Source organism: Streptomyces sp. NBC_01431, from assembly GCF_036231355.1.
In the GTDB taxonomy this organism is placed as follows: Bacteria; Actinomycetota; Actinomycetes; order Streptomycetales; family Streptomycetaceae; genus Streptomyces.
The window spans coordinates 6,981,784-7,003,866 of sequence record NZ_CP109496.1; the positions used below are offsets into that span (position 1 = coordinate 6,981,784).

Here is a 22,083-nt window from a genome sequence, read left to right on the forward strand (position 1 = left end):
TCAGGCCCGGCCGCCCCCACACCGCCCCGGGTGCCCCCGCCGACATCTCGCCACTCACACCACAGCCCGCTCGCGTTCGAGGAGCTGCCTGATGTCCCGGACCGCGGACCGGCCCGCCCGGTTCGCGCCGATTGTCGATGCGGAGGGGCCGTAGCCGACGAGATGGACGCGCTCGTCCCTGACCGCCCTGGTTCCTTCCAGCCGGATTCCGCCTCCTGGCTCGCGCAGCCGCAGGGGAGCGAGATGGTCGATGACCGGACGGAAACCGGTGGCCCAGATGATCACATCGGCCTCGATCGACCGGCCGTCGTCCCAGGCCACCCCGTCCGGAGTGATCCGGTCGAACATCGGCAGCCGGTCCAGGACGCCCTTCGCCCGCGCCGCACGGACGGCGTCGTTCAGTGGCAGCCCCGTCACCGACACCACGCTCCTGGGCGGCAGTCCGAGCCGGACCCGCTGCTCGACCATCGCCACGGCCTCGCGGCCGGCTTCCTCATCGAAGGGGCCGGCACGGAAGACCGGTGGCCGCCGTGTCACCCACGTCGTCTCCGCCGCGACGTCGGCGATCTCCATCAGATGCTGGGTGCCCGAGGCCCCGCCGCCGACCACGACCACCCGCAGCCCCGCGAACTCGGCGGGGCCCGGATAGTTCGCCGTGTGCAACTGCCGCCCACCGAAAGTCTCCTGGCCCGGGTACCGAGGCCAGAACGGCCGGTCCCAGGTGCCGGTGGCATTGATCAGCGCGCGTGTCGCGTAGCCGCCCCGTGACGTCTCGACGAGCAGTCGCCCTCCCTCGCCCTCCCGCACGGCGCTCACGTCGACCGGCCGGCGCACCCGCAGATCGAAGGCGTCCTCGTACGCGGCGAAATAGGCGCCGATGACCTCGGAGGAGGGGCGGTCGGCCGCCGCGCCGGTCAGTTCCATACCGGGCAGCGCATGCATGCCGTGCACCTTGCCGTACGTGAGGGACGGCCAGCGGAACTGCCAGGCGCCGCCCGGTCGCGGCGCGTGGTCGAGGACCACGAAGTCGCGGTCCGCCACCAGCCCGGACCGGCGCAGATGGTAGGCGCCGGACAGCCCCGCCTGCCCGGCGCCTATGACCACCACGTCCACGTCTCGTACCGCGAAGTCGTTCACGGTTCTACCAACCGTGGACGGTGCCTGGATCTTCCCGTGCTTCCGTGGGCCGATTCAGCGCCCGCCGCCCACCAGGAGCGGAGCCCCGCCCGGCGCAGAGGCCGGGCGGCCGTTCGCGGCGGGCACGCCGAGCAGCGGCGAAGCCGGAATCCTCGGCAGCAGCCCGCGTGCGGACAGCTCGGGTGTCACGCCCTCGCCGAACCAGTACGCCTCCTCCAGATGCGGGTAGCCGGACAGCACGAAGTGCTCGATCCCGAGGTCGTGGTATTCCTCGATCCGGTCGGCGACGTCCGCATGGCTGCCGACCAGCGCCGTGCCCGCGCCGCCCCGCACCAGGCCGATGCCCGCCCACAGGTTCGGCGAGATCTCCAGGCCGTCCCGAGATCCGCCGTGCAGGGCGAGCATCCGCTGCTGGCCCACCGACTCGCTCCTGGCGAGCGCCTGTTGGGCCGCGGTCACCGTCTCGGTGTCGAGGTCGCCGAGCAGCCGGTCCGCGGTCGCCCACGCCTCGCGCGCGGAGTCCCGGGAGATGGTGTGCAGCCGGATGCCGAACCGCACGGTGCGCTCGCGCTCCGCCGCGAGCCCCCGGATCCAGTTGATCTTCTCCTTCACGAGGGCGGGCGGCTCGCCCCAGGTCAGATACACATCGGCGTGGTCCGCGGCCACCGGACCGGCCGCGGCCGACGAGCCGCCGAAGAAGATCTCCGGCAGCGGGTCCGGTGGCAGCGCCGTCAGACCACCCTCCACCCGGTAGTGCTCGCCGTCGAAGTCGTACGGCTCCCCGCGCCACACACCGCGTACGACCGACAGGAACTCCGAGGTCCGTGCATAGCGCCGGTCGTGGTCCAGGTGATCGCCGAAGCGCCGCTGCTCCGTCGAGTCGCCGCCCGTCACCACGTTGAGCAGCAGCCGCCCGCGTGTGATGCGCTGGTACGTCGCCGCCATCTGCGCCGCGAGAACGGGGGAGATGACGCCCGGCCGGAAGGCGACCAGGAACTTCAGACGCTCGGTGTGCTGGGCGAGCGCGGCTGTCGTCAGCCAGGCGTCCTCGCACCAGGTGCCCGTCGGCGTCAGGACCGCCTCGAAACCCAACTGTTCGGCCGCCTTGGCGATTTGGGCCAGGTACTCGATGTCGGGCGCCCGCACCCCGCTCGCCGGGGCGATCCGCGAGCGCTTGATGCCGCTGTCGGTGTAGGCGTGCCGGTCGACCAGCGTGCGGCCGTCGCCGCCGGTGGGCAGGAACCAGTGCAGATGGACGGTCATCAGGAGGAGGCCTTTCCGTACGAGCGGGGTGCGGTGGTGGAGGGCGGCAGCGAGCCGTTGTAGCGGGTGTCGACGTAGTCGTTGAAGGAGACGCGGCCCGGGATCAGCTTCAGATCGGCGAAGGTGTCGGCGATCTGCTGCTCGGAGGCGACCGCGGCCGCGTCCACGGCGACCCGGACGCGGGTGCCGTTGCTGCGCTTCACCGAGTCGAGCGCCACCTCGTACGGCAGCCCGGTCTCCTTCGACCAGACCTTGGCCCAGGCTTCCGGATGCTTGAAGACCCAGTCCTGGGCTCGGTTCAGCCGCTGGAGGTAGTCCCCGACGGCCCTCGACTTGGCCCGGTCGCCCAGGGCGCCGGGCGCCGCCACCTGGAACCCGAGGCCGCTGGTGACCCCCTCGCCAGTGGTCAGCACATGCCCCTTGGCCGAGCGCAGCACCTGGGAGACGTACGGGTCCCACACCGCCCAGGCCTCGACCTTGCCCCGGTTGAACGCCGCCAGCGCGTCGGCGGGCTGGAGGAACCTGAGCCTCACGTCGCCAAGACCGAGACCGGCCTTCTTCAGCGAGGCCACCAGCTGGTAGTGCGCGGAGCTGCCCTGGGCGACGGCGATCGACTTGCCCTTCAGGTCCTGCGGCCGCTTGATCGGGGAGCCGTCCGGGACGAGGACCGCCTCGCCCGCGGACGACCCGTGGTCGGCCGCCACCACCTTGAACTTGGAGTGGGCGCCCGCGGCGAACACCGGTGGCGTGTCGCCGACGCCGCCGATGTCGACGGCTTTGGCGTTGACGGCTTCGAGCAGGGGCGGCCCGGAGGTGAACGTGGACCACTTGATCTTGTAGTCGAGGTGGTCGAGTTCACCCGCCGCCCGCAGTACGGCCTGCGCACCTCCCTTCTGGTCGCCGACGTTGAGCGTGACATCGCCGGAACCCTTGTCGGCGGTTTCGGCGGCCGAGTTGCCACCGCACGCGGCCAGCAGCAGGGCGAACGGCAGGACCAGAACGGGCAGGGTGTGGCGTCGCATGAGTACGTGCTTCCTTCGCAGGGGTCGGCAGAGGGGTCAGGCGGCGGGGGCAGCAGCGGGCTGATCCACACCCAGTTCGCTCAGCAGCCCCGAGCGCAGAGCCGCGAACCCCGGCGCGCCGAGCGTGCGGGGCCGGTCGAGAGCGATGGACGTGTCGTGGGCGATGGCGCCGTCCCGCATGACCAGGACGCGGTCGGCAAGCAGCAGCGCCTCGTCCACGTCGTGCGTGACGAGCAACACCGCGCAGCCGCGCCGCCGCCACAGTTCGGCGACCAGCTGCTGTGCCTTGATCCTGGTCAGGGCGTCCAGCGCCCCGAACGGTTCGTCGAGCAGCAGCAGCTCGGGCTCGCGTACCAGGGCCCGCGCGAGCGAGGCGCGCTGGGCCTCGCCGCCGGACAGCGTCTTGGGCCAGGCCCCGGACCGGTGCCCGAGCCCCACCTCTTCCAACGCGCCCTCGGCGACATGCCGTTGGGGCTTTCCGGGCAGGCCGAGCAGGACGTTGCGCCATACCCGCTTCCACGGCATCAGCCGCGGCGCCTGGAAGGCGACGGCCCGCCGTTTCGGTACCAGCACCGTGCCCTCGATCTCCCGGTCGAGCCCGGCGAGCACCCGCAGCAGTGTCGACTTGCCGCAGCCGCTGCGCCCGAGCAGCGCCGTGAACTCGCCCGCCCGCAGCGTCAGATCGAGCCCCTCGATGACGGGCCGCCCGTCGAAGGCGCGCGTGAGGCCCTCGACCCGTACGGCATCGGCGGTGGTGGTCACTGGCCCTTGAAGGTCGGTCGCCATTGCAGCAGCAGCCTTTCGAGAGTGCGGACGACGGCATCGGCGAGCAGGCCGAGCGTGGCGTACACGACCAGGCAGACGACGATCACGTCGGTACGGAAGAACTCGCGGGCCTGGTTCATCAGGAAGCCGATGCCGGCGGCCGCGTTGATCGACTCGCCGAACACCAGGGCCAGCCAGGCGGTGGCGAGCGAATAGCGCAGCCCTGTCATGGCGCCGGGCAGCGCGCCCGGCAGCACCACGTGGCGCACCAGGCCCCATCGCCCGAGCCCCAACGCCTGTCCCGCTTCCACGAGTTGGGCGTCCACGCCGCGGATTCCGGCGTACACGTTGAGATACAGATGGAAGGCCACGCCGAGCGCGATGAGAGCCACCTTCGGGGCCTCGCCGATGCCCAGCCAGATGATGAACAGCGGGATCAGGCCCACCCAGGGCACGGTGCGCAGCATCTGCACCGTGGCGTCGATCAGGTCCTCGCCGAGCCGCGACAGCCCGGAGACCAGAGCCAGGGCGATCCCGGCCACTCCGCCGATGAGCAGGCCCACGGCCACCCGCTGGAGCGAGATGCCCATCGCCGACGGGAGCGTGCCGTCCTTGACCAGATCGGATCCGGCGCGGGCGACGGTGCCGGGCGAGGCGAGCGTGTCAGGGCTCAACAACCCCGTGGCGCTGAGGACTTGCCACAGGACGAGCAGGGTGAGCGGTCCGACGGCACGCCGCAGCCAGCGCGGCACCGGGCGCAGCCGACCGCGCCGGGAAGCGAGCGGAACGACCGGTTCGAGAACGAGTGGTACGGGAGCGGGGGTTTCGGGGCGAGGGTCGGCAGATGCGGCGCTCGCCGCATGGCCGGATTGGGCGGATATATCCGGCGGAGCATGGTCGACGGTCATGGGGACTCCATGGTCAAAAGCGAGGGCCATCCCTAAGGACCTGGCCCTGGGCATGGTCGGGTGGTGGGGGAGACGCTTGAGGGCGCGGCCCGGAGGGCGACGGACCCGCCACGGCGCACGGAGGCGCAAGAGCGCGCCGTCGTGCGGCAGGGGGATGCGGGCGTCACCTGCCGACGGGCGCGCTTCAGCGCACGGCGGCAGGACTCAAGAAGGCGAAGAGAGCGAACGAAGGCGCTGAGGGCGCGTCAGCAGCCGCGGCAACAAGCGGCGGAGGCCACCCGCAGCAGGTCGATGTGACCGCGCGTGGTGAGCAGTGCTGTTCGCAACATGGCGCGAAGGTAGCGACCCGTTCCGGACGGGGTCAATGGCGTCTCGTTCCTTGGACGCGCGATCCCGCCCATGGGGCGCGGCCCCGGTGCGCCCGCGCGCGAGCCCCGTGCGAGGACGGGAAGATGGGGTCCATGTCCGACGTCTTCACCACCCACATCCTGTACATCGCGACCGGCTCTCGCGAAACGGTCGCCGATCTGACCGGGGACTGCGAGGAGTTCCTGCGGCAGCGATCGGCGGGCCGCGACGGTCTGCTCAACATCTTCGTGCCGCACGCCACGGCCGGCATCGCCATCCTGGAGACCGGCGCGGGCAGCGACGACGACCTCCTCGCGGCCCTGCACGCCCTGCTCCCCGCCGACGACCGCTGGCAGCACCGCCACGGCAGTCCCGGCCACGGCCGCGACCACGTACTGCCCGCACTGGTGCCGCCGCACGCGACGCTGCCCGTGATCGGCGGGCGCCTCGAACTCGGAACCTGGCAGTCCATCTGTCTGGTGGACACGAACAAGGACAATCCCAACCGGCAGGTCCGGCTGAGTTTCCTCGGCTGAACCGGGAGAAACTCACGTCAATCGTCGGTGAGTTGGGGGTGTGGCATCATGGCCGCGTTGTCCCTGCCGGGAATCGGGAGCCCGAAATCCCGGGGATTGCTGAATCGGCATCGCAACGCCTGCTTCTCCAATGTGGAAGGCGTGGAAGGCTAAGGATGAAGGTGTCTGGCTCTGCGTTACCGTCGCCGGAGGACCGTCGGCTCAGGCGCCGTCTCAAAAAGGTTCGCCAGACCTGTGAGGCGCTGCTCGCGGACTGGGGCATGGAGCACGGTTGCGGCATCGATGAACTCCACCGCTATCTCAGCGCCCAGAACCAGCGGCCGATCCATCTGATTCCGATGCCCTTCCCGGAACGTCATCTCTTCGGTCTTTGGCTGAAACTCGACGACTTCGACATCATCGCTTACGAGAAGGCGGCCTCGCCGTCACACAAAGAGCACATCATCGCCCATGAACTGGCCCATATTGCGTTCGCCCACCGCGGTTCCGTGGAATTCGACCGCAGTGATACGAGTCAATTGTTCACGGATGTCGAACCGGCCGTCGTGCAGAGCATGTTGATGCGCTCCCGCTACAGCGACGACGAGGAGCAGGAGGCCGAGACGATGGCCTCGCTGATCCTGGCCCGGGCCACCAAGCGGTGGCTGGAACCCGCCTGGGGAGTTCCGGACGAGGCGGCCGAAATCGTCGCTCGTATCGAGAACGGCGTCGGCAACCCGGACCAGGCATGAACACCGTCAACAGCGCCCTGTCCTGGACCTGCGCCCTCGGTGGCCTCGCGGCCTTCGGCTACCGGCTGCCCGATCTGCTGCGCAGAAAGCACGATGTCGCCCTGTGGGCGCTGTGCGTCTACTTCCTCTGCTCCGGGATCAGCTTCCTGGTCGACCTCGACGTACTGCGGGTGCACATATCCGACCTGTTCGGCCGCCCCAACATCACCTCGCTGATCGTCCAGGCCGCCGTCGTCGTGCTCACCGCCGCCCAGCAGGTCGTCCTCGTCCACTGGTCCTCCCCGCCCGAGGAGGCCCGCCGCAGGGCCGGGCGCCGGGTGACGTTCTTCGGCGCCGCGCTGTGTGTCCTGGTGGTGGCCTCCATCGCCGTCAGCCCGGTCGCGAGTTCGAAGACCGCAACGTCCACCATCCTGCTCAGCATCCAGGACGGCAGGTACGCGCTGTACATGTCCTTCTACCTGGTGATCTGCGGGATCGGGCAGTTCGAGACGGTCCGGCTCTCGCTGCGCTTCACCAAGATGGCGAACCGGCAGTGGCTGAAGGTCGGCATGCGCACGGTGACCCTCGGCGCGAGCCTGATCATGGTGTACTGCGTGACGCGCAGCATCCAGATCGCGGGCACCCGACTGCATTTCGACGGCTCGGCCCTCGACCCCATCCAGTGGTCGTGCGGCAGCATCGGAGCCCTGCTCCAGATCACCGGCTGGACCATCCCGTCGTGGGGAATCCACATCACCCGTGCCCTGGGCTGGCTGCGCAGCTACCGCTCCTACCGTCGGCTCCGGCCTCTGTGGTGGGCGCTGTACCAGGCGTCGCCGGACATCGCGCTCGACCCGCCCCGGTCCTGGGCGCGCGACCTCGTCCCGCCGCGCGATCCGCACTACAGCCTCTACCGCCGCGTCATCGAGATACGCGACGGGCAGCTGATGCTGCGCACCTCGCTCTCCCTTGCCGACTTCACGCGGGTGGCCCACTCCCTCGGCCTTCCCGAGGACCCCACCTCGCCGCTGGGTGAAGCGATCCAGTTGAGGGCCGTCCTTGACCGGCCGGCGCAGGAGCGGGCCGAGCAGGCCGACGCGTCCGACATTCCCGCGCGAGCGCCGTACGAGGACTTCCGCGACGAGGTGGAGTGGCTGGCCCAGGTCGCGTCCTGCTTCACCGCGCTCACCCAGGGCCGCGCGGTGCACGCGGCCGACCGCATCGCGTCATGACCCAGCCGAATCCCGCGCGCACCGCGGGGCGTGGTGAGACCCGCGGTGCCTCAACCAGCCTCGTTCTGCGGGCAGTTGAGCGCCTGGTCTGCCTCGACGCCGGGCACGGCGCTCGGGCCGCGCTGTCCGCCGCGTACGACACGCTGCGTGACATCCCCGAAGCGTCCGCCGCCCCGGCCGGTCTGCGCGGCGAGGACAGCGACCTGCTCGCGGCACTCGCCGAACTCTGCGAAGTGATCGGCTGGATCCTCTTCGACGCGGGCCGCTACCGCGCGGCCCACCGCATGAACACCCAGGCGCTGGCCCTCGCCGAACTCTGCGGCGACCGCTCCATCGCCCGCCTGGTGCTGCTCAACGACAGCATGGTCCACACCCACACCGGCCACGCCCCGGCAGCCCTGGACACCGCCGCCCGGGTGGCCGGGCCCCGCCCGCTGCCCACGCTGGTCGGCAGCCTCATGCTGATCCGCCGCGCACATGCGACCGCGCTGCTCGGCGGCCGCGGCGAGGCCATCGACCTCATCGATCGAGCCCGGAGCCGGTTCCTGGACGGCGCCTCGCGCCACGACCCGCCCTGGGCCTGGTGGATCGACGAGGCGGAACTGACCGGCCACCAGGGCTGGGTGCTGGCCCGGCTGCACGACTGGGACCGCGCCATCCCCCTCCTGTACGAGGCCGCGACCGCCCCCGGCCCCTCCTACCGGCACCTGTTCACCGCGGAACTCCTGGCGGCCCTCACCGGGGCCGGAGCCTGGAGCGAGGCGGAGGACCTCATCGCCGGACTCGCCCCGCGTGCCGGGGTCATCGGCTCCGTACGGACCACCGAGACCCTGGCTGGGACCGCCGCTCTGCTGATCGGCCACGCCGACGCACCGGCGAACCTGCGGGACGCGGCAGCCTTCCTGAGGGATTCCGTCACCACGCACCCCAGTGGCCCGGACCGCCCCTCCCGCTAGGCGCCACCCCCACCTCGGACAACAGACAGGGACAACATGCTCCACATACGCGTGTCGACGCCCGCGGCCGCCGCTTTCGTGGCGGTCGTTCTCCTCTTCGCCACCGGCGGACCGGTGGCCGACGTCGCCTACGGCACGTCAACAGCACCGGTGGCGGTGTCGGACACCGCCAAGGGCACCGGCAGCCCCTATCTGGCCACCCACCTCTACTTCGGGACGGGCCGCCACGGAGGCCAACCGCCCATCACCGACGACGAGTTCATGAAGTTCGTCGCCGATGTGGTCACCCCCCGGTTCCCCTCCGGGCTGACCATCCAGCAGGGCCGCGGCCAGTGGCGTGACAAGACGGGGAGCATCAACCGCGAGATCTCCTACGAGCTGACCGTGCTGTATCCCACATCGGAGGCCCGCACACACGATCCCGAGATCGAGTACATCCGCCACCTGTACTGCACGATGTACGGCCTGGAATCCGTCGGCCGGGCCGATGTCAAGGCCCAGGCCGCCTTCTGACCCCTACGGCTGGTAGGTGGGCACGGCCTGAACAGGAGCCGCCGGAGGGGGAGTTGACCCCGCAGCGGGCGGCGGCGGTCCGGTGGGGCTCGCGGTCGCGGAGGCCACGGCGCCCCGGGCCAGGCCGTCGAAGTCGACGAAGCCGGTCCCCTCCAGGACCTTCATGTGGTCGAGGACGGTCGTGTTCGTGTCGTCGGCCAGTGAACGGACCAGGGAATTACGGGTGTTCGCCCGGATCTGTGCGATCAGGGCGAAGACCTGGCCGTGCGCGGAACGCAGCAGGTTGGCGAAGTCGCGCTCGTACGCCGTGCCCGTGTCGGCCGTCAGGGTGCGCAGCCAGCCCTGTTGCAGCGTATTGGGCTGGCTCGGCAGCTCCATGCCGAGCTGCGCCGCCACCTCCCGCACCCGGGCGTCGAGGAACGTATGACCCTGGACGAGGTGCTCGCCCGCCGTCTTGACGGCCTCGGTGGGCGCCCGCTCCATGGCCTGCTGCCCCGCGGGCAGCTCCCAGAGCCCCGCGAGTCTGACGCGGGTGATGAAGTCGCGGTCGGCGGCGGAGAGCGGGCCCCAACGGGTCGGCACCGTACTGGAGTTGAGATTGGCGAGCCCGGTTCCCGAACGGCTCGCGTAGGACCAGACCGGATAGGACAGTGCGCCCACCGTCGCTATCAGGGCGAGCAGGACCAGGCCGGTGCTGGAGAAGACGATGCGACGCATGAGAGAAGTGCCTCCTGAAGTGGGTCGCGCGCGAGGGCGACGTCCTAGGGGATGCGGAGCCGGCGGATGACGAAGACCATCACGCCGAGCAGGACCAGGACCGTGCCCGTGAACAGCGAGTCGAGGTCGGTGATCCCGGCGATCGCCAGGCGGCGGTCGCCGGGATCCGCGGGGGAGCCGCGGGGCGTGACGGGGATGAGCAGCGTGCCGGCCCCCCGGTCGCTGCCGGTCGCGGGCGGCGGGGAGGGCGGGGAGGGCGGGGAGGGCGTCGTGCCATCGCCGGCCGCCACGGAGTTCGCCGCGCAGGTCAGGACGCCCGTCACGTCCTGGTGGAAACCGCCGGGCCCCAGCACGGTGAAGTCGTAGCTCTGGTGCTCGGCGACCGGCACGGTGACGGTCCTGGAGCGGCCCGGCCCGACGGTCACCGCGACTCCCGCCAGGGCGAAGCCGAACGGCGCGTCGCCCGTGTTGCTCGCCGTGACGTCCACGCCGCCGCCGGCGCAGTCGTCCGCCGAGGTGACGGACGGCACGGGCCCGCGGGCCGCCGACCGGTGCGCGGAGCGGGCTTGTGCGGCCGCCGCCGTGCCCGTCGCGACCGGGCCGGCCGTCATGGCCGTGGCCACCAGGACGGCGGCCCAGCCGAGCGTGCTCCGCCTGCTCGCACGGCGTGCGTTCCTCGCAGAAGGCATGTGCGTCCCTTTCGTAGTGAGGGGGCGCGACAGGGACTTCCTTCACTACGGGAAAGAGGAGGCGGATGTTCATCTTGGGGCGGAAGAAGATCTGTTGATGGTGTGAGCGGCGTGGGCAGGCCCGCTCACAGGCCGGGTGCGCCCCAGACCGGGAACCAGCGGGACAGGTCCGGTTCGACGCGCAGGTCGTCGGCGAGGACGGCCCTGACGCGGAGTTCGAGCGCGTTGTCACGCCGCTCGCCCGGCAATGGGGCGAACGGGTAGAAGGTGCCGCGTTTGTACAGGTACACCAGGGCGAACCGATGCCCCTGCGGATCGGCGAACCCGACCAGGGAGCACAGGAGTTGGGGCCCGAAGCCGGATCCTTCGAGGGCGGTGTTCACGGCGTGCAGATCACCGACGAGCGCGGTGAGGTCGCCCGGCTCCCGGCGGGAGAGCAGCCATGAGTATCCGTACGCGTCCCGGCTGAACTCCACCGAGGCGCGGGCCCGTTCGCTGTCCGCGTTCAGTAGGTCCGTGACGTCCTGGCGGATCTGGGCGAACGCCGTGCCCTCGACCGTGCTGAAGCACACCGAGCCCTGCCCGGTCGGCGTGAATCCGGCGGCCGCCTGCACGGTGACGGCCGCCGACGGCAGCGCGAACAGCTGGTCCAGATCGGGCGGGGCGGGCCGGGTACGGCCCAGCAGGATGTCCAGGAATCCCATGTGCTCCGTCCTCGGTCAGGGGGTGACGGCTGGTGCGGTCAGGCCGGACGTCCCAGCTCGGCGGAGATCGTGGCCAGCCGGTCCAGGCGCTGTTCCAGGCTCGGGTGGGTGGCGAAGAGCCGCGCGATACTGCTTCCCTCGCCGAGGGCCGGGACGAAGTAGAAGGCGTTGAACGCGCTCGCCGTCCGCAGGTCCTTGCTGGGGATCCGGGAAATGTCCCCGTCCAGCTTGGTCAGCGCCGAGGCGAGGGCGGAGGGATGCCCGGTGAGCAACGCCCCGGCCCGGTCGGCGGCCAGTTCCCGGTAGCGCGAGAGCGCCCGGATCAGGAGGAAGCTGAGCGAGTACACCAGCGCGGCCACCGCCATGACGGCCATCAGCACGGCGACGGTGTTCTGGTCGCGACGGCCGCGCCCGCCGTACAGCTCGGAGTAGAACGCGAAGCGGACGATCAGCCCGGCGATGACGCCCAGGAACGAGGCGACGGTGATCACCGCCACGTCGCGGTGTGCGACGTGCGAGAGTTCGTGGGCCAGCACCCCCTCCAGCTCGTCGGGCTCCAGCCGGCGCAGCAGCCCGGTGGTGACACAGAGCACGGCGTGATCGGCGTTGCGTCCGGTCGCGAACGCGTTCGGCAGATCGATGTCGGAGACGGCGATCTGAGGCCTCGGCATGTCGGCGGTGGCGCACAGGCGGTCGACGATGCCGTGCAGCTGGGGCTGCTGCTCGCGGGTCACGACCCGGCCGTGCATCGCGTACAGGGCGACCCGGTCGGAGAACCAGTACTGCGAGAACAGCACGGCCGCCGCCACCACGACGACCACCACCGTCGACCTGAGCAGGACCAGGAGCGCGGCCACGAACGCCACGTACAGCAGCCCGAGCAGGAACACCGTGAGCAGCATGCGCGCGGTCAGCTGCCGGTCGGGGGCGAAGCGGCTGTGCACGGCCGTCACTCCGTCCCCGCGTCGGTGCCGCCCGAGCGGGCGCGGGCCCGCGCGGGAAGCCTCGGGACGAGTGGCGCATTCCTGTTGATCATGGCGTGCTCCAGAACCGGTGCAGTGGTGCTCACCCTCCACCATGCCACCGCGCGGGCCCCGGCGGCGGTGCTCGTACGGGACGAATCCCGCGCGGGGGACGTGGGCCGTTCCGAAGGCCACGGACCGGTCAGCGCAGCTGTCGGCGCACCAGCTCGTGCAGACGTCCGGACGGGTCGGCGAGGAGCTCGGCGGGCGGGCCCTGCTGGACGATGCGGCCCTCGGACATGACGATCACCCGGTCGGCGTCCAGGACCGTGGACAGCCGGTGGGCGATCACGAAACGGGTGGCGCGCAGCGCCCGGGTGCTCTCGATCACGACCCGCTGGGTCTCGTTGTCGAGAGCGCTGGTGGCTTCGTCGAAGAACAGCACGCGCGGGCGCCTGACCAGCGCCTGGGCGATCATGAGCCGCTGCCGCTGGCCGCCCGAGATGGCGCCGCCGCCGGAGATCATGGTGTGCAGGCCCATCGGCATCCGCTTGATGTCCTCGGCCAGGCCCGCCATCGCGGCCGCCTCCCACGCCTCCTCCTGCGTGAACACCTCCGCACCGCAGATGCAGTCCAGGATCGACCCGCTGAGCGGCTGGGCGTTTTGCAGCACCACTCCGCACTGGCGGCGCACGGCCGCCCGGTCGAGGGCCGCCAGGTCCTGGCCGTCGTAGAGCACGCTGCCCGCGACCGGGGTGTCGAAGCCGATGAGCAGCCGCAGCAGCGTCGACTTGCCGCAGCCGCTGGGGCCGACGACGGCCACGAACTCGCCGGGCCGCACCTTCAGGGACACCTCGTCCAGGACCAGCGGCCCGTCGTCGGTGTAGCGGAAGGACAGGCCCCTGGCCTCGATCTCGCCGGACAGCTCGCCGGGCTGGGTGCTGGCCCCACGCACCTCCGGCGCCTCGTCGAGCACCGGCCTGATCTGCTCGAACATGGGCAGCACCGCGGCGGCCGAGATGAACGCCCCGGTGAGCTGGGTGACCGCCGTGAGCAGCATCGTCACCGCCGTGTTGAACGTCAGGAACGCACTGGCCGACAGGGACCCGCGGGCCGGTCCGGCGAGCAGCACGAACATGACGAGCGAACACAGCGGCAGGTACACCGCGTTGAGGACCGTCGTCAGGTTCTTGATCCGGCCCGCCCGCTTGTGCAGCTCCCTGCTGCGGGCGAACTCCCCCGCCCAGGCTCCGTACGCGAAGCTCTCCGCCGCCGCGACACGTAGCTTGGGCAGCCCGCGCAGGGTCTGGAACGCCTGGTTGTTGAGCTTGTTGCCGAGCTCCACCAGCCGGCGCTGCCAGCGCAGTTCCCACAGTCCCATGGTGAGGAAGACCGCCGCGATCACGACCAGCATCGCGAGCGCGGTGAGCGCCAGCGGCACACTGAAGCACAGCAGCAGGACGAGGTTCATCACGCCGACCGTGCCCGCCTGCACGGCGACCGGGCCGATGCCCGAAAGGACCCGGCGGATCGCGCTGACCCCCATCGCCGCACTCGCCAGCTCACCGGTGGAGCGCTCGGTGAAGAACTTCGTCGGCAGCCTCAACAGCCGGTCCCACACGGCGGGTTGGAGGGTGCTCTCGATGCGTCCCTCCATACGCAGGATGGTCAGGTTCTGGAGCAGCATGAAGGCCGCCGACACGATGCCGGTGACGATGACGGCGAGCGAGACCTGCACGATGAGGTCGTTCTCGGCGCGCGGTACATAGACGCCGAGCACCTGGCCGGTGGCGATCGGCACCAGTGCGCCGAGCGCCACCGTCACCAGACCGGCGAGCACCAGACGGCGCACATCGCCCCGGGTGCCGCGCAGACTGAACCGCAGCAGCCCCCACTTGCCCAGCGGGCGCTCCGGCAGGGGCCGGTAGAACATGACGGCACGCTGCTCGAACTCCTGCGCGTTGCCGGCGTCCACGCGGGTACGCCGGCCGGACACCGGGTGTACCGCCTCGTACCCGCCGCGGCGCCACAGCAGCGCGACCGCGGTGCCGCTCGCCGTGCGGTGCCCCACCAGCGGGCCCGCGTCCTGCTGCCACCAGCGGCCGTCGAGCCGGACCGGCCGGGTACGGATGCGGGAGGCGACCGCGACCTGCTCGACCGGATCGATCCGGTCGCTCACCGCACCGCCGTGCGCGGGGTCCGCGAGCGTGATCCCGGCCGCGTCGGCGACGAGCCGGCAGGCCGCGTACGTCGCGTCGTCACCGGAGCCCGCCGTGCGCGAAGGGGCCTTGCGGGTCCGGCCCATGGAGGTGAGCAGCGCCCGGTCGGCCTCGTCGCGAACGGCTTCGCCCGCCTTGATCCCGGCCGCCGTACGGTCCTCGTGGGCACGCTCCATGCGCTCGATCCAGCGGTCGAGCGCGGCCAGCAACCGATACTGCCGGTTGACCATGCCCTGCCACAGCTCACCGTCGACGAGCAGGTCACCGGTGGCCTCGGCGCTGAACGCCGCGCCGTACTGCACACTGCCCGGCGACACCGGAAGCCACAGCACGTCGTCGTCGGCGACCGCCTCGTCGGGGGTGGTGCGGCCGTCCAGCGGCGCCTCGAACAGCACCCGCTGGCCGCGCCCGGCACCGAGCGAGAAGGCGTGCTCCAGGAGACTGAGCGCCGCGTCCCCGGTGTCGTACTGGCTGCCGTACGGGACCTCGTGGCCGCCGGCGCCGGGATACCGGTACAGCTCCCGCAGCGGTATCCGGCGCAGCACGCACTCCCGCAGAGGGCGGCCGACGAGGGTGTGCCGAAGGCCGTCGACCGGGCCGAGCAGCAGGGTGCCCGGTTCGAGGCGGCCGAGGAAGTGCCAGTGGCCCTGCTCCGCCGCGTCGACCGCGAACAGGTCGAGCGCGCCGGCCACGACGAGCCACAGCACCTGCGGCCCCTCAAGGGACAGGCTGCGCAGACCAGTGCAGTCGACCTGGTGGCCCAAGCCGCCGAGCGCGCCGATGACCGGGTCGTGCCCGGCCGCGCCCGGGTCCGCCAGGGGATGTACGGACGTCACCTCAGTGCTCCCTGACCAGCTCGGCGTACGGTCCCCCGGCGGCCACCAGCTCCTCGTGGCGGCCGCGTTCCACCACACTGCCGTGGTCGAGCACCAGGATCTCGTCGCTGTCGCGGACCGTGCTCAGACGGTGCGCGATCACCACGCAGGCGCAGCCGCGGCGGCGCAGGTTGTCGATGATGAGGTGCTCGGTCTCGGCGTCCAGGGCGCTGGTGACCTCGTCAAGGACCAGGATGCTCGGCCGGCGCACCAGCGCGCGGGCGATCTCAAGACGCTGGCGCTGCCCGCCGGAGAAGTTGCGCCCGTCCTGCTCCACCCGGCTGTGGATGCCGCCGGGCCGGCGTGCGACGACCTCGTACAGGGCCGCGTCCTTCAGGGCGGCGATCACCGCGTCGTCGGGGATCGAGGGGTCCCACAGCGCCACGTTGTCGCGCACCGTGCCCTCGAAGAGGAACACGTCCTGGTCGACGAAGGAGACCGAGGCGGCGAGCGCCCCGCGCGCGATGTCCTCAAGGCGCTGCCCGTCGATGCGGATCGTGCCCTCCCACGGCGCGTACAGGCCCGAAATCAGCCGGGAGACAGTCGACTTGCCGCTTCCCGAGCCACCGACCAGCGCCACCTGCTGCCCCGGCCCGACGGTCAGCGAGAACCCCGTCAGGAGGGGCTTGTCGAGCGGGCTGTAGCCGAAGGTGATGTCCTCAAGGGTCACATGGCCCTTGAGCCGGCGCGTGCTCATTGCCGGTTCGGGGCGCGAGTGCAGCGAGTCCACCGGGAAGTTCTCGACGTCCTTGAGCCGGGCGACGTCCGCCGCGAAGTCCTGGATGCGGCCCGCCACCCCGTTGAGCCGGGTGACGGGCGCCGTGAAGCGGGTCACCAGCGCCTGGAAGGCGACGAGCAGCCCGATCGAGATGTGCCCCTCCACCGCCCGCAGCCCGCCGATCCACAGGATCAGCGCACTGTTCAGGGTGGCGAGCAGCGGCGCGACGACACCGAGCCAGGCGCTCGGCACACCGAGCCGCTGCTGCTCCTCAAGCGTGGTCGCGTGCTGGCCCGCCCAGCGGCGGAAGTACCCGTTCTCGCCACCGGTGGCCTTCATCGTCTCGATCAACTGGAGCCCGGTGTACGAGGTGTTGGTGAGCCGGGCGCTGTCGGCCCGCAGCTTCTGCGTGCGGGTGGCCCGCAGCCGGACGACGATGCGCATCGCGACGACGTTGAGCAGCGCGATGCCGACCCCGATGACGGTGAGCTGAGGATCGTAGCTCCAGAGCAGGAACGCGTAGAGCAGTACGACGATGCCGTCGACGCCCGCCGCGGTGAGATCGCGGGCCAGGGTCTCGGCCACCGCGTCGTTGGACTGGAGCCGCTGGACGAGATCGGCGGGGCTGCGCTGCGCGAAGAAGGTGACCGGCAGCCTCAGCAGGTGCCGGAAGAAGCGGGCGCTGCTCAGCGTGGACGAGATGATGCGCCCGCGCAGCAGATTCGCCTGCTGTAGCCAGGTCAGCACCGCGGTCAGCGCCACCATGGTGCCCATCGCCGCGAACAGCACGCCGAGCAACGAGGTCTGATGGCCTATCAGAAATAGGTCGATGTAGGTGCGGCTCAGCGCGGGCAGCGTCGCACCGACCGCGACGAGCAGCAGGCTGGCGAGCAGCGAGGCCAGCATGGTGCCCGTGGTGCCGCGCAGCCGCGCGGGCAGCGCGCCCAGGACGCCGGGCTTGCGTCCGCCGCGCCGGAAACCGGGACCGGGTTCCAGGACCAGGACGACACCGGTGAAGCTGGTGTCGAAGTCCTCGGCCGGCACGAAGCGGCGGCCCTTGTCCGGGTCGTTGATGTGTACGCCCCGGCGGCCCAGGCGCCGTCCCATGCCGTCGTACACGACGTAGTGGTTGAACTCCCAGAACAGGATCGCGGGCGCCTGCACGTCGGCGAGCGCGGCGGGTTCCATCTGCATGCCCTTGGCGGTGAGCCCGTAACTGCGGGCGGCCTTCAGGACGTTGCTGGCCCGCGAGCCGTCGCGCGAGACGCCGCACGCGATGCGCAGTTCTTCGAGGGGGACGTGGCGGCCGTAGTGGCCGAGCACCATGGCCAGCGAGGCGGCGCCGCACTCCAGCGCCTCCATCTGGAGGACCGTGGGAGTGCGTACGGTCGTGGTCCGCTTCGCCTTCGGCGCCTGGCGGCCCCGCGAACGGCGGCCGCCGTCGGGCGAGTTGGCCGGCCGACGGCGCCCGTGGCCGGTGGGCGGAAGCTGCTGGGCGGTGGGGGAGGTTTGTGGTGCGGTCACGGGAGCAGCCAATCGATGGGACGCCGGTCGGCCAGATGGACGGTGCCGGTGGCCTGGGTCATGGAGTCGACGGCGAACGGCGGGCCCCCGGCGGACGACCATGTGTACCCGGACTTCGTGGCGGGCGCGGGCGTGAGACGCACCAGGACCGCCAGCGGCCTGCCGTGCTGCGAGAACTGTTCGGCGAGTTGCCCGTCGCCGAGGAAGGCGGAGATCTGCTCACGGGTTTCGGGCGTCCGCCCGACCGCGGCGACCGTGCCGCGCAGCACCCCGTACTGCTCGGCCGGTACCGACTGCACGGTGAGATCGACGGGGGCGCCCACCGGGACGGTCGTCGCGCCGTCGCCGGGCAGGTACAGCATCGCGATCAGGGGGTCGTCGGCGCCGTCGGTGCGTTCCACGCTCGCGACGTTCGTGCCCGTGGCGACGACCGAGCCGATCGTGGCGACCAGGCTCGTCAGGTGCCCGGCCGCGATCGTGCGGACCACCCGGTCGCCCTGGGCGGTACGGACCTTGAGGAGCGGCGCATCGGCCGGCAGGTTCTGGCCCTCGCGGGCGAACACCGTGGTGATCTGGCCCGCTACCGGGCTCTGCAGGGCGTAGCTGCCCTGTGCGTGAGTGAGGATGCCGGGTGCGTCCACTGTGGAGGAAACGGAACCCGTAACGGCCCAGAACGTGGCGGCCGCCATGACGACCACCGTGATCAGCAGAACGAGCCGGCCCTGCGGGCGCGCAAAACGCACCGGAAGGTCGAGTTCCTCCGGTGACTGCAGTTTGGAAAGGGCCTGCTGGCGAAACTGCACGGAACCTTTTCCTTAACCTTTAACCATCCGCAATGAGCCCCGGAACCGAGCGGGTTCCGGGGCTCACGCGCGATATCAGAGACCCGCGACGAGACCGGTGGCGAGACCGGTGACGGCGCCGGTGTTCACACCGGTGACCGAGCCGACGAGGCCCGTGACCGAGCCGACGATGCCGGAGACCGGCAGAACGGAGTCGGCGGTGCCGGTCACGTTGCCGAGCGCGGTGCCGACCAGGCCGCCGGACACGTTGTCCAGGTCGGCGTCGGAGATTTCGAGGGTCTCGACCTGGGGAGCGTTGTTCATGGGGAGACTGCCTTTCATGGGGACATTTCTTCATCTCGGGAACCCGTTGGCGGGGCTCCCGCAGTGGCCAGGATCAAAGCACGCCGACTGCTGTCACTGCGAATCGAACGGGCTTTGAACAGGGGTTCCCCACCGCCTTGAATTACCGGCGCGTGCAGGTGCGTTCATGGTTCGGGGGCAATTCCTTCACACGCTTCACGAGCCTTCACGCGACGAATTCCTCCGGCCGGTGTCTGGCGACCCGTCAAGTCGGACACTCCCGTACCAAAGCCCCCGCCCCCGAACCAGAAGCGGAACCTGTCGATTGCCCGGGTGACGGGTCTGCGCGCGCGATGTGCAGATCTTCGGAAGGTGCGGCTCCGCTTGTCTGTGGTGCGGTTGTCCGGCCCGCTCCGTGATCCATCGGGATTGCGTTCGAGACGCATCCCCCTGCCCGGGGTGGATCAGCCGAGACAGGAGAGAGGCCCATGAGCCGTCCGACGGCGGATGCCGAGATGAGCGGGGACGCCCCGGCCCCCCTCGACGCCGAGCGGCCGGGGCCCGGCATACCGGCCTGGCCGGTGCTGTTGGCCGACGCGCTGGAGCGGGGTCCACAAGAGGTCCGGGCTCAGGAACAGGCGGCGCCGGCGACCGCGGGCACCGCGCACACCTCCCATGAGCCAGATCTCGGCCCGGCTCCTGGACCGGCTCGGCGTCGACGTCCCCCTGGACGCGTACTTCGACGCACCCACCCTGGAAGAACTCGCCACGGTCGTCGCCGGGCTCCAGTCGGTACAGGAGTGACGACCACGGCGTGAGCTCACGGTGTGACGGCCCGTCAACTTCATTGGCGCGCCCGTAAGTTGGTGCCGAACGGGGACTTCTTCCCGTCACCTGCTGGTCGTGGGGCACCCCGCCTTCATCTTTCCGCGGTGCGCCCCACCGACTCGACGAGGGGGAGGAGGCGGTGCGCCACGCGCTCACGCAGTACGACCTCGGTGCGGGTGCGCACGACCCCCGGGAACTGGATGAGCCGCTGGATGACGTCTTCGAGGTGGGCGTTGTCGCGAGCCGCGACCCGCGTCAGCAGATCGCCGCCGCCCGTGATCGAGAACGCCTCGATGATCTCGGGGACCTCCGCGAGCGCGTCGCCGACCTCGTTCAGATGGCCCTGGGTCACCTCGATGTGGACGAAGGCGAGCACCGGGTGGCCGAGGGCGGCGGGGGAGAGGACCGGACCGGTCCCCGTGATCACCCCGTCCCGCTCCATCCGGTCGAGCCTGGCCTGGAGCGTGCCGCGGGCGATGCCGAGAATGCGCGCGTACTCGCGGATGCTGGTGCGCGGCTGCTCGATGAGCAACCGCAGGATCTTGGTGTCGAGTGTGTCCACCGTCATGTCCCGTTGGCTCCCTTCTGGCCGTGCAGTGAGGCATTCGACTGTACCAATGGCGTAGTCCTACGGAGTCCGGTTGAGCCAGTGTCGCTCCGGATGCTTTCCTCTCAATACAGATGGCGCTGCGCAGCGCGCGGGACGGTGATGAAGCCGGTCCGGGCCCGCGGCGCCTTCGTCATGCCTGAGCGAACGTGGAAGAAAGGGGCGCCGCGACCGCCGTGAAGAGGATGTTTGTGACTCCGGACCCGGGGCTGTTGCGACTGCGCGTACCGGTACGGGCCGTTGTGGGCGTGTTCGTTGCGCCGGATCCGGGGCGGCTGCGTTTGCGCAGTGCCGCGCGGGGTGTCCTGGGTGTCGCTCTGGCGGTGACGGTGTCGGATCTGGTCACGCAGTCGCTGCCGGCGGCGATCGCCGGTGGGCTGGCCGCGCTGCTGGCTCTGTTCACGGTGGCCGACTCGTCGGTGCGGGGGCAGGCGGTCACGACGGCTCTGTTGCCGGTGGTGGGTTTCCCGGTGCTTGCTCTCGCGGCGGTGTTGCACGATTTCCCGTGGGTGCGGGACGTGGCCTTCATCGCTGTCCTCGGCGCGGGGATGTATGCCCGCAGGTGGGGGCCGCGCGGCCACTCGCTGGGGACATTCGCGTTCATGATGTTCTTCGCCGCGCAGTTCCTGCACGCGGTGCCGGGCCAGTTGCCGGAGCTTTATGCGGCGGTGGCCCTTGCCCTGCTGGCATCGTCGGCGGTGCGCTTTGGCCTGTGGTGTTACGAGAGGCGTCTGTCGCCGACCGCTGTTGCGGCGGTGGCGCCGGGAGGTTCGGGTTTCGCCCGGGTGACCACGCGCCAGGCGGTCCAGGGAATGGCGGGCGGCGCTTTCGCCCTGCTGGTGGGGCAGCTGGTGTCGCATGAACGCTGGTATTGGGCCGTGGGTGCGGTGTGGTGGATCTTCGTGAACACCACCTCGCGCGGTGAGACCCTGGTGCGCGGTTTCCGAAGGGTTTTGGGGACCGTGATCGGTATCGCTCTTGGCCTGGTGATCGCTGTCCCGCTGGATGGGGCCGGTGCTCCGACCGCTGTGCTGGTCGCGGTGTGTGTGTTCGGCATCTTCTATTCGGCCGCGGTGTCGTACACGTGGATGATGCTGGCGGTGACGGTGATGGCCGGGCTGCTGTATGGCCTACTGGGAGTGCTGAATCCGGGGCTGCTCGCTCTGCGGGTCATGGAGACGGGAGTGGGGGCGCTCGGCGCCGGGCTGGCTGTGCTGTTGGTGCTGCCGGTGACCACGCATGCCACCACCGACGCGTGGATCCAGCGGGCCCTGCACTGTGTCCATGCGTGCACGTCCGAAGCCGCGGCCCGGCTGGCCGGCTCTGCGGCTGCGGATCCGGCCCGGTACGTCGCGGAACTGGAAATGCTGTTGGGGCGGGTGAGGCTCTCGGTGGCTCCCCTGGTGCATCCGTTCACTCCGCTGCGGGCCCGTAAGGCGCGGGCCCGTCAAGTGATCGAACTGCTGGACCGGTGTGCCCGGGAGGTGCGGGGCCTGGCGTCCGTCGCGGCGGATCCCGACGCTTCCCACGACGCGCGGCTCGCCGCCGCCTGCTGGCGGGTGGAGGCGGCGGTGCAGGCACTGACCACGCCCGAAGCGACGCGGAGCGAGATCGACGTGCCCGTCGCCGTACCGCATCCTTCCGGCGGCGAGCTGGCTCTGGCCCATCTGCATGGCCTGGAACAGGCACTGAAAGCGCTGGCAGTACCGCTGCGAGGACCCGTCGCCCCGGTCTGATGGTGGCCGGAATTGTGGTGACCGGGGCT

General features: G+C 70.8%; 21 protein-coding genes. 7 read left to right on the forward strand and 14 right to left on the reverse strand.

The genetic code is table 11. The features are described from left to right. Positions 1–54: 54 nt before the first annotated feature. From OG522_RS31925 to OG522_RS31945, 5 genes are read right to left on the reverse strand one after another with little or no spacing between them, the layout of a single operon-like run. Positions 55–1,137: an NAD(P)-binding domain-containing protein gene (locus OG522_RS31925; RefSeq protein WP_329466508.1), complete on the reverse strand. Its 1,083-nt coding sequence runs from the start codon at positions 1,135–1,137 to the stop codon at positions 55–57. Between the two features lie 54 nt (positions 1,138–1,191). Next, positions 1,192–2,400, reverse strand: coding sequence for an LLM class flavin-dependent oxidoreductase (locus tag OG522_RS31930; RefSeq protein ID WP_329466509.1), 1,209 nt, complete (start codon positions 2,398–2,400; stop codon positions 1,192–1,194). Beyond that, the gene (locus OG522_RS31935; RefSeq protein WP_329466510.1) at positions 2,400–3,422 is read right to left on the reverse strand and encodes an ABC transporter substrate-binding protein; all 1,023 of its coding nucleotides are present in this window, start codon (positions 3,420–3,422) and stop codon (positions 2,400–2,402) included. Before OG522_RS31935 ends, OG522_RS31930 begins: the two co-directional genes overlap by 1 nt. Before the next feature lie 36 nt (positions 3,423–3,458). After that, positions 3,459–4,208, reverse strand: coding sequence for an ABC transporter ATP-binding protein (locus OG522_RS31940; RefSeq protein WP_329466511.1), 750 nt, complete (start codon positions 4,206–4,208; stop codon positions 3,459–3,461). After that, positions 4,181–5,095, reverse strand: coding sequence for an ABC transporter permease (locus OG522_RS31945; protein ID WP_329466512.1), 915 nt, complete (start codon positions 5,093–5,095; stop codon positions 4,181–4,183). The genes OG522_RS31940 and OG522_RS31945 overlap by 28 nt, the downstream gene beginning before the upstream one ends. 461 nt (positions 5,096–5,556) lie before the next feature. Here OG522_RS31945 and OG522_RS31950 point away from each other — a divergent pair, with 461 nt between their 5' ends. The 5 genes from OG522_RS31950 to OG522_RS31970 all read left to right on the forward strand — a co-directional run bounded on the left by OG522_RS31950 (position 5,557) and on the right by OG522_RS31970 (position 9,390). After that, positions 5,557–5,979: a secondary thiamine-phosphate synthase enzyme YjbQ gene (locus OG522_RS31950; RefSeq protein ID WP_329466513.1), complete on the forward strand. Its 423-nt coding sequence runs from the start codon at positions 5,557–5,559 to the stop codon at positions 5,977–5,979. Positions 5,980–6,134: 155 nt separating this feature from the next. Further along, positions 6,135–6,710 (forward strand): hypothetical protein, encoded by a 576-nt coding sequence (locus OG522_RS31955; RefSeq protein ID WP_329466514.1) that lies wholly within the window; start codon positions 6,135–6,137, stop codon positions 6,708–6,710. Further along, positions 6,707–7,921 carry an MAB_1171c family putative transporter gene (locus OG522_RS31960; RefSeq protein WP_329466515.1) on the forward strand — a complete coding sequence of 405 codons (1,215 nt, stop codon included), beginning with the start codon at positions 6,707–6,709 and terminating at the stop codon, positions 7,919–7,921. The genes OG522_RS31955 and OG522_RS31960 overlap by 4 nt, the downstream gene beginning before the upstream one ends. Continuing rightward, entirely contained in the window at positions 7,918–8,877 is a 960-nt protein-coding gene (locus tag OG522_RS31965; protein ID WP_329466516.1) for a DNA-binding protein, read from the forward strand. The genes OG522_RS31960 and OG522_RS31965 overlap by 4 nt, the downstream gene beginning before the upstream one ends. A 36-nt stretch (positions 8,878–8,913) precedes the next feature. After that, entirely contained in the window at positions 8,914–9,390 is a 477-nt protein-coding gene (locus OG522_RS31970; RefSeq protein ID WP_329466517.1) for a DUF3574 domain-containing protein, read from the forward strand. Between the two features lie 3 nt (positions 9,391–9,393). On the opposite strand, the gene OG522_RS31975 is transcribed toward OG522_RS31970, so the two are convergent. The 8 genes from OG522_RS31975 to OG522_RS32010 form a co-directional block, all read right to left on the reverse strand. Then, positions 9,394–10,107 carry a DUF4142 domain-containing protein gene (locus OG522_RS31975; RefSeq protein ID WP_329466518.1) on the reverse strand — a complete coding sequence of 238 codons (714 nt, stop codon included), beginning with the start codon at positions 10,105–10,107 and terminating at the stop codon, positions 9,394–9,396. A gap of 44 nt (positions 10,108–10,151) precedes the next feature. Then, positions 10,152–10,796: a phospholipase domain-containing protein gene (locus OG522_RS31980; protein ID WP_329466519.1), complete on the reverse strand. Its 645-nt coding sequence runs from the start codon at positions 10,794–10,796 to the stop codon at positions 10,152–10,154. 125 nt (positions 10,797–10,921) lie between these two features. Further along, positions 10,922–11,500: a PspA-associated protein PspAB gene (pspAB, locus tag OG522_RS31985; RefSeq protein WP_329466520.1), complete on the reverse strand. Its 579-nt coding sequence runs from the start codon at positions 11,498–11,500 to the stop codon at positions 10,922–10,924. Positions 11,501–11,538: 38 nt separating this feature from the next. Further along, positions 11,539–12,444 (reverse strand): zinc metalloprotease HtpX, encoded by a 906-nt coding sequence (gene htpX, locus OG522_RS31990; protein ID WP_329466521.1) that lies wholly within the window; start codon positions 12,442–12,444, stop codon positions 11,539–11,541. A gap of 220 nt (positions 12,445–12,664) precedes the next feature. Further along, entirely contained in the window at positions 12,665–15,517 is a 2,853-nt protein-coding gene (locus OG522_RS31995) for an NHLP bacteriocin export ABC transporter permease/ATPase subunit (protein WP_329466522.1), read from the reverse strand. A 1-nt stretch (position 15,518) separates the two neighbouring features. Then, entirely contained in the window at positions 15,519–17,798 is a 2,280-nt protein-coding gene (locus OG522_RS32000; protein WP_329466523.1) for an NHLP family bacteriocin export ABC transporter peptidase/permease/ATPase subunit, read from the reverse strand. Then, a complete protein-coding gene (locus tag OG522_RS32005; protein WP_329466524.1) occupies positions 17,795–18,601 on the reverse strand; it encodes an HlyD family efflux transporter periplasmic adaptor subunit in 807 nt (268 codons plus the stop codon). The genes OG522_RS32000 and OG522_RS32005 overlap by 4 nt, the downstream gene beginning before the upstream one ends. 75 nt (positions 18,602–18,676) lie before the next feature. Continuing rightward, positions 18,677–18,904, reverse strand: a complete 228-nt coding sequence (locus OG522_RS32010) for a type A2 lantipeptide (RefSeq protein WP_329467815.1) — start codon at positions 18,902–18,904, stop codon at positions 18,677–18,679. A 654-nt stretch (positions 18,905–19,558) separates the two neighbouring features. Here OG522_RS32010 and OG522_RS32015 point away from each other — a divergent pair. Further along, a complete protein-coding gene (locus OG522_RS32015; protein WP_329466525.1) occupies positions 19,559–19,687 on the forward strand; it encodes a phosphopantetheine-binding protein in 129 nt (42 codons plus the stop codon). Positions 19,688–19,802: 115 nt separating this feature from the next. On the opposite strand, the gene OG522_RS32020 is transcribed toward OG522_RS32015, so the two are convergent. After that, positions 19,803–20,279 (reverse strand): Lrp/AsnC family transcriptional regulator, encoded by a 477-nt coding sequence (locus OG522_RS32020; RefSeq protein WP_329466526.1) that lies wholly within the window; start codon positions 20,277–20,279, stop codon positions 19,803–19,805. Between the two features lie 224 nt (positions 20,280–20,503). On the opposite strand from OG522_RS32020, the gene OG522_RS32025 reads away from it, so the two are divergent. Next, positions 20,504–22,054, forward strand: coding sequence for an FUSC family protein (locus tag OG522_RS32025; RefSeq protein ID WP_329466527.1), 1,551 nt, complete (start codon positions 20,504–20,506; stop codon positions 22,052–22,054). The last annotated feature ends 29 nt before the right edge of the window (positions 22,055–22,083 follow it).

What these genes read in the sequence shown, in the direction of transcription:
- OG522_RS31930 (WP_329466509.1), bottom strand. Translation starts at nt 2,400, where the DNA reads ATGACCGTCCATCTGCACTGGTTCCTGCCCACCGGCGGCGACGGCCGC.
- OG522_RS31935 (WP_329466510.1), bottom strand. Translation starts at nt 3,422, where the DNA reads ATGCGACGCCACACCCTGCCCGTTCTGGTCCTGCCGTTCGCCCTGCTG.
- OG522_RS31940 (WP_329466511.1), bottom strand. Translation starts at nt 4,208, where the DNA reads ATGGCGACCGACCTTCAAGGGCCAGTGACCACCACCGCCGATGCCGTA.
- OG522_RS31945 (WP_329466512.1), bottom strand. Translation starts at nt 5,095, where the DNA reads ATGACCGTCGACCATGCTCCGCCGGATATATCCGCCCAATCCGGCCAT.
- OG522_RS31950 (WP_329466513.1), top strand. Translation starts at nt 5,557, where the DNA reads ATGTCCGACGTCTTCACCACCCACATCCTGTACATCGCGACCGGCTCT.
- OG522_RS31955 (WP_329466514.1), top strand. Translation starts at nt 6,135, where the DNA reads ATGAAGGTGTCTGGCTCTGCGTTACCGTCGCCGGAGGACCGTCGGCTC.
- OG522_RS31960 (WP_329466515.1), top strand. Translation starts at nt 6,707, where the DNA reads ATGAACACCGTCAACAGCGCCCTGTCCTGGACCTGCGCCCTCGGTGGC.
- OG522_RS31965 (WP_329466516.1), top strand. Translation starts at nt 7,918, where the DNA reads ATGACCCAGCCGAATCCCGCGCGCACCGCGGGGCGTGGTGAGACCCGC.
- OG522_RS31970 (WP_329466517.1), top strand. Translation starts at nt 8,914, where the DNA reads ATGCTCCACATACGCGTGTCGACGCCCGCGGCCGCCGCTTTCGTGGCG.
- OG522_RS31975 (WP_329466518.1), bottom strand. Translation starts at nt 10,107, where the DNA reads ATGCGTCGCATCGTCTTCTCCAGCACCGGCCTGGTCCTGCTCGCCCTG.
- OG522_RS31980 (WP_329466519.1), bottom strand. Translation starts at nt 10,796, where the DNA reads ATGCCTTCTGCGAGGAACGCACGCCGTGCGAGCAGGCGGAGCACGCTC.
- pspAB (WP_329466520.1), bottom strand. Translation starts at nt 11,500, where the DNA reads ATGGGATTCCTGGACATCCTGCTGGGCCGTACCCGGCCCGCCCCGCCC.
- OG522_RS32010 (WP_329467815.1), bottom strand. Translation starts at nt 18,904, where the DNA reads ATGAACAACGCTCCCCAGGTCGAGACCCTCGAAATCTCCGACGCCGAC.
- OG522_RS32015 (WP_329466525.1), top strand. Translation starts at nt 19,559, where the DNA reads ATGAGCCAGATCTCGGCCCGGCTCCTGGACCGGCTCGGCGTCGACGTC.
- OG522_RS32020 (WP_329466526.1), bottom strand. Translation starts at nt 20,279, where the DNA reads ATGACGGTGGACACACTCGACACCAAGATCCTGCGGTTGCTCATCGAG.
- OG522_RS32025 (WP_329466527.1), top strand. Translation starts at nt 20,504, where the DNA reads ATGTTTGTGACTCCGGACCCGGGGCTGTTGCGACTGCGCGTACCGGTA.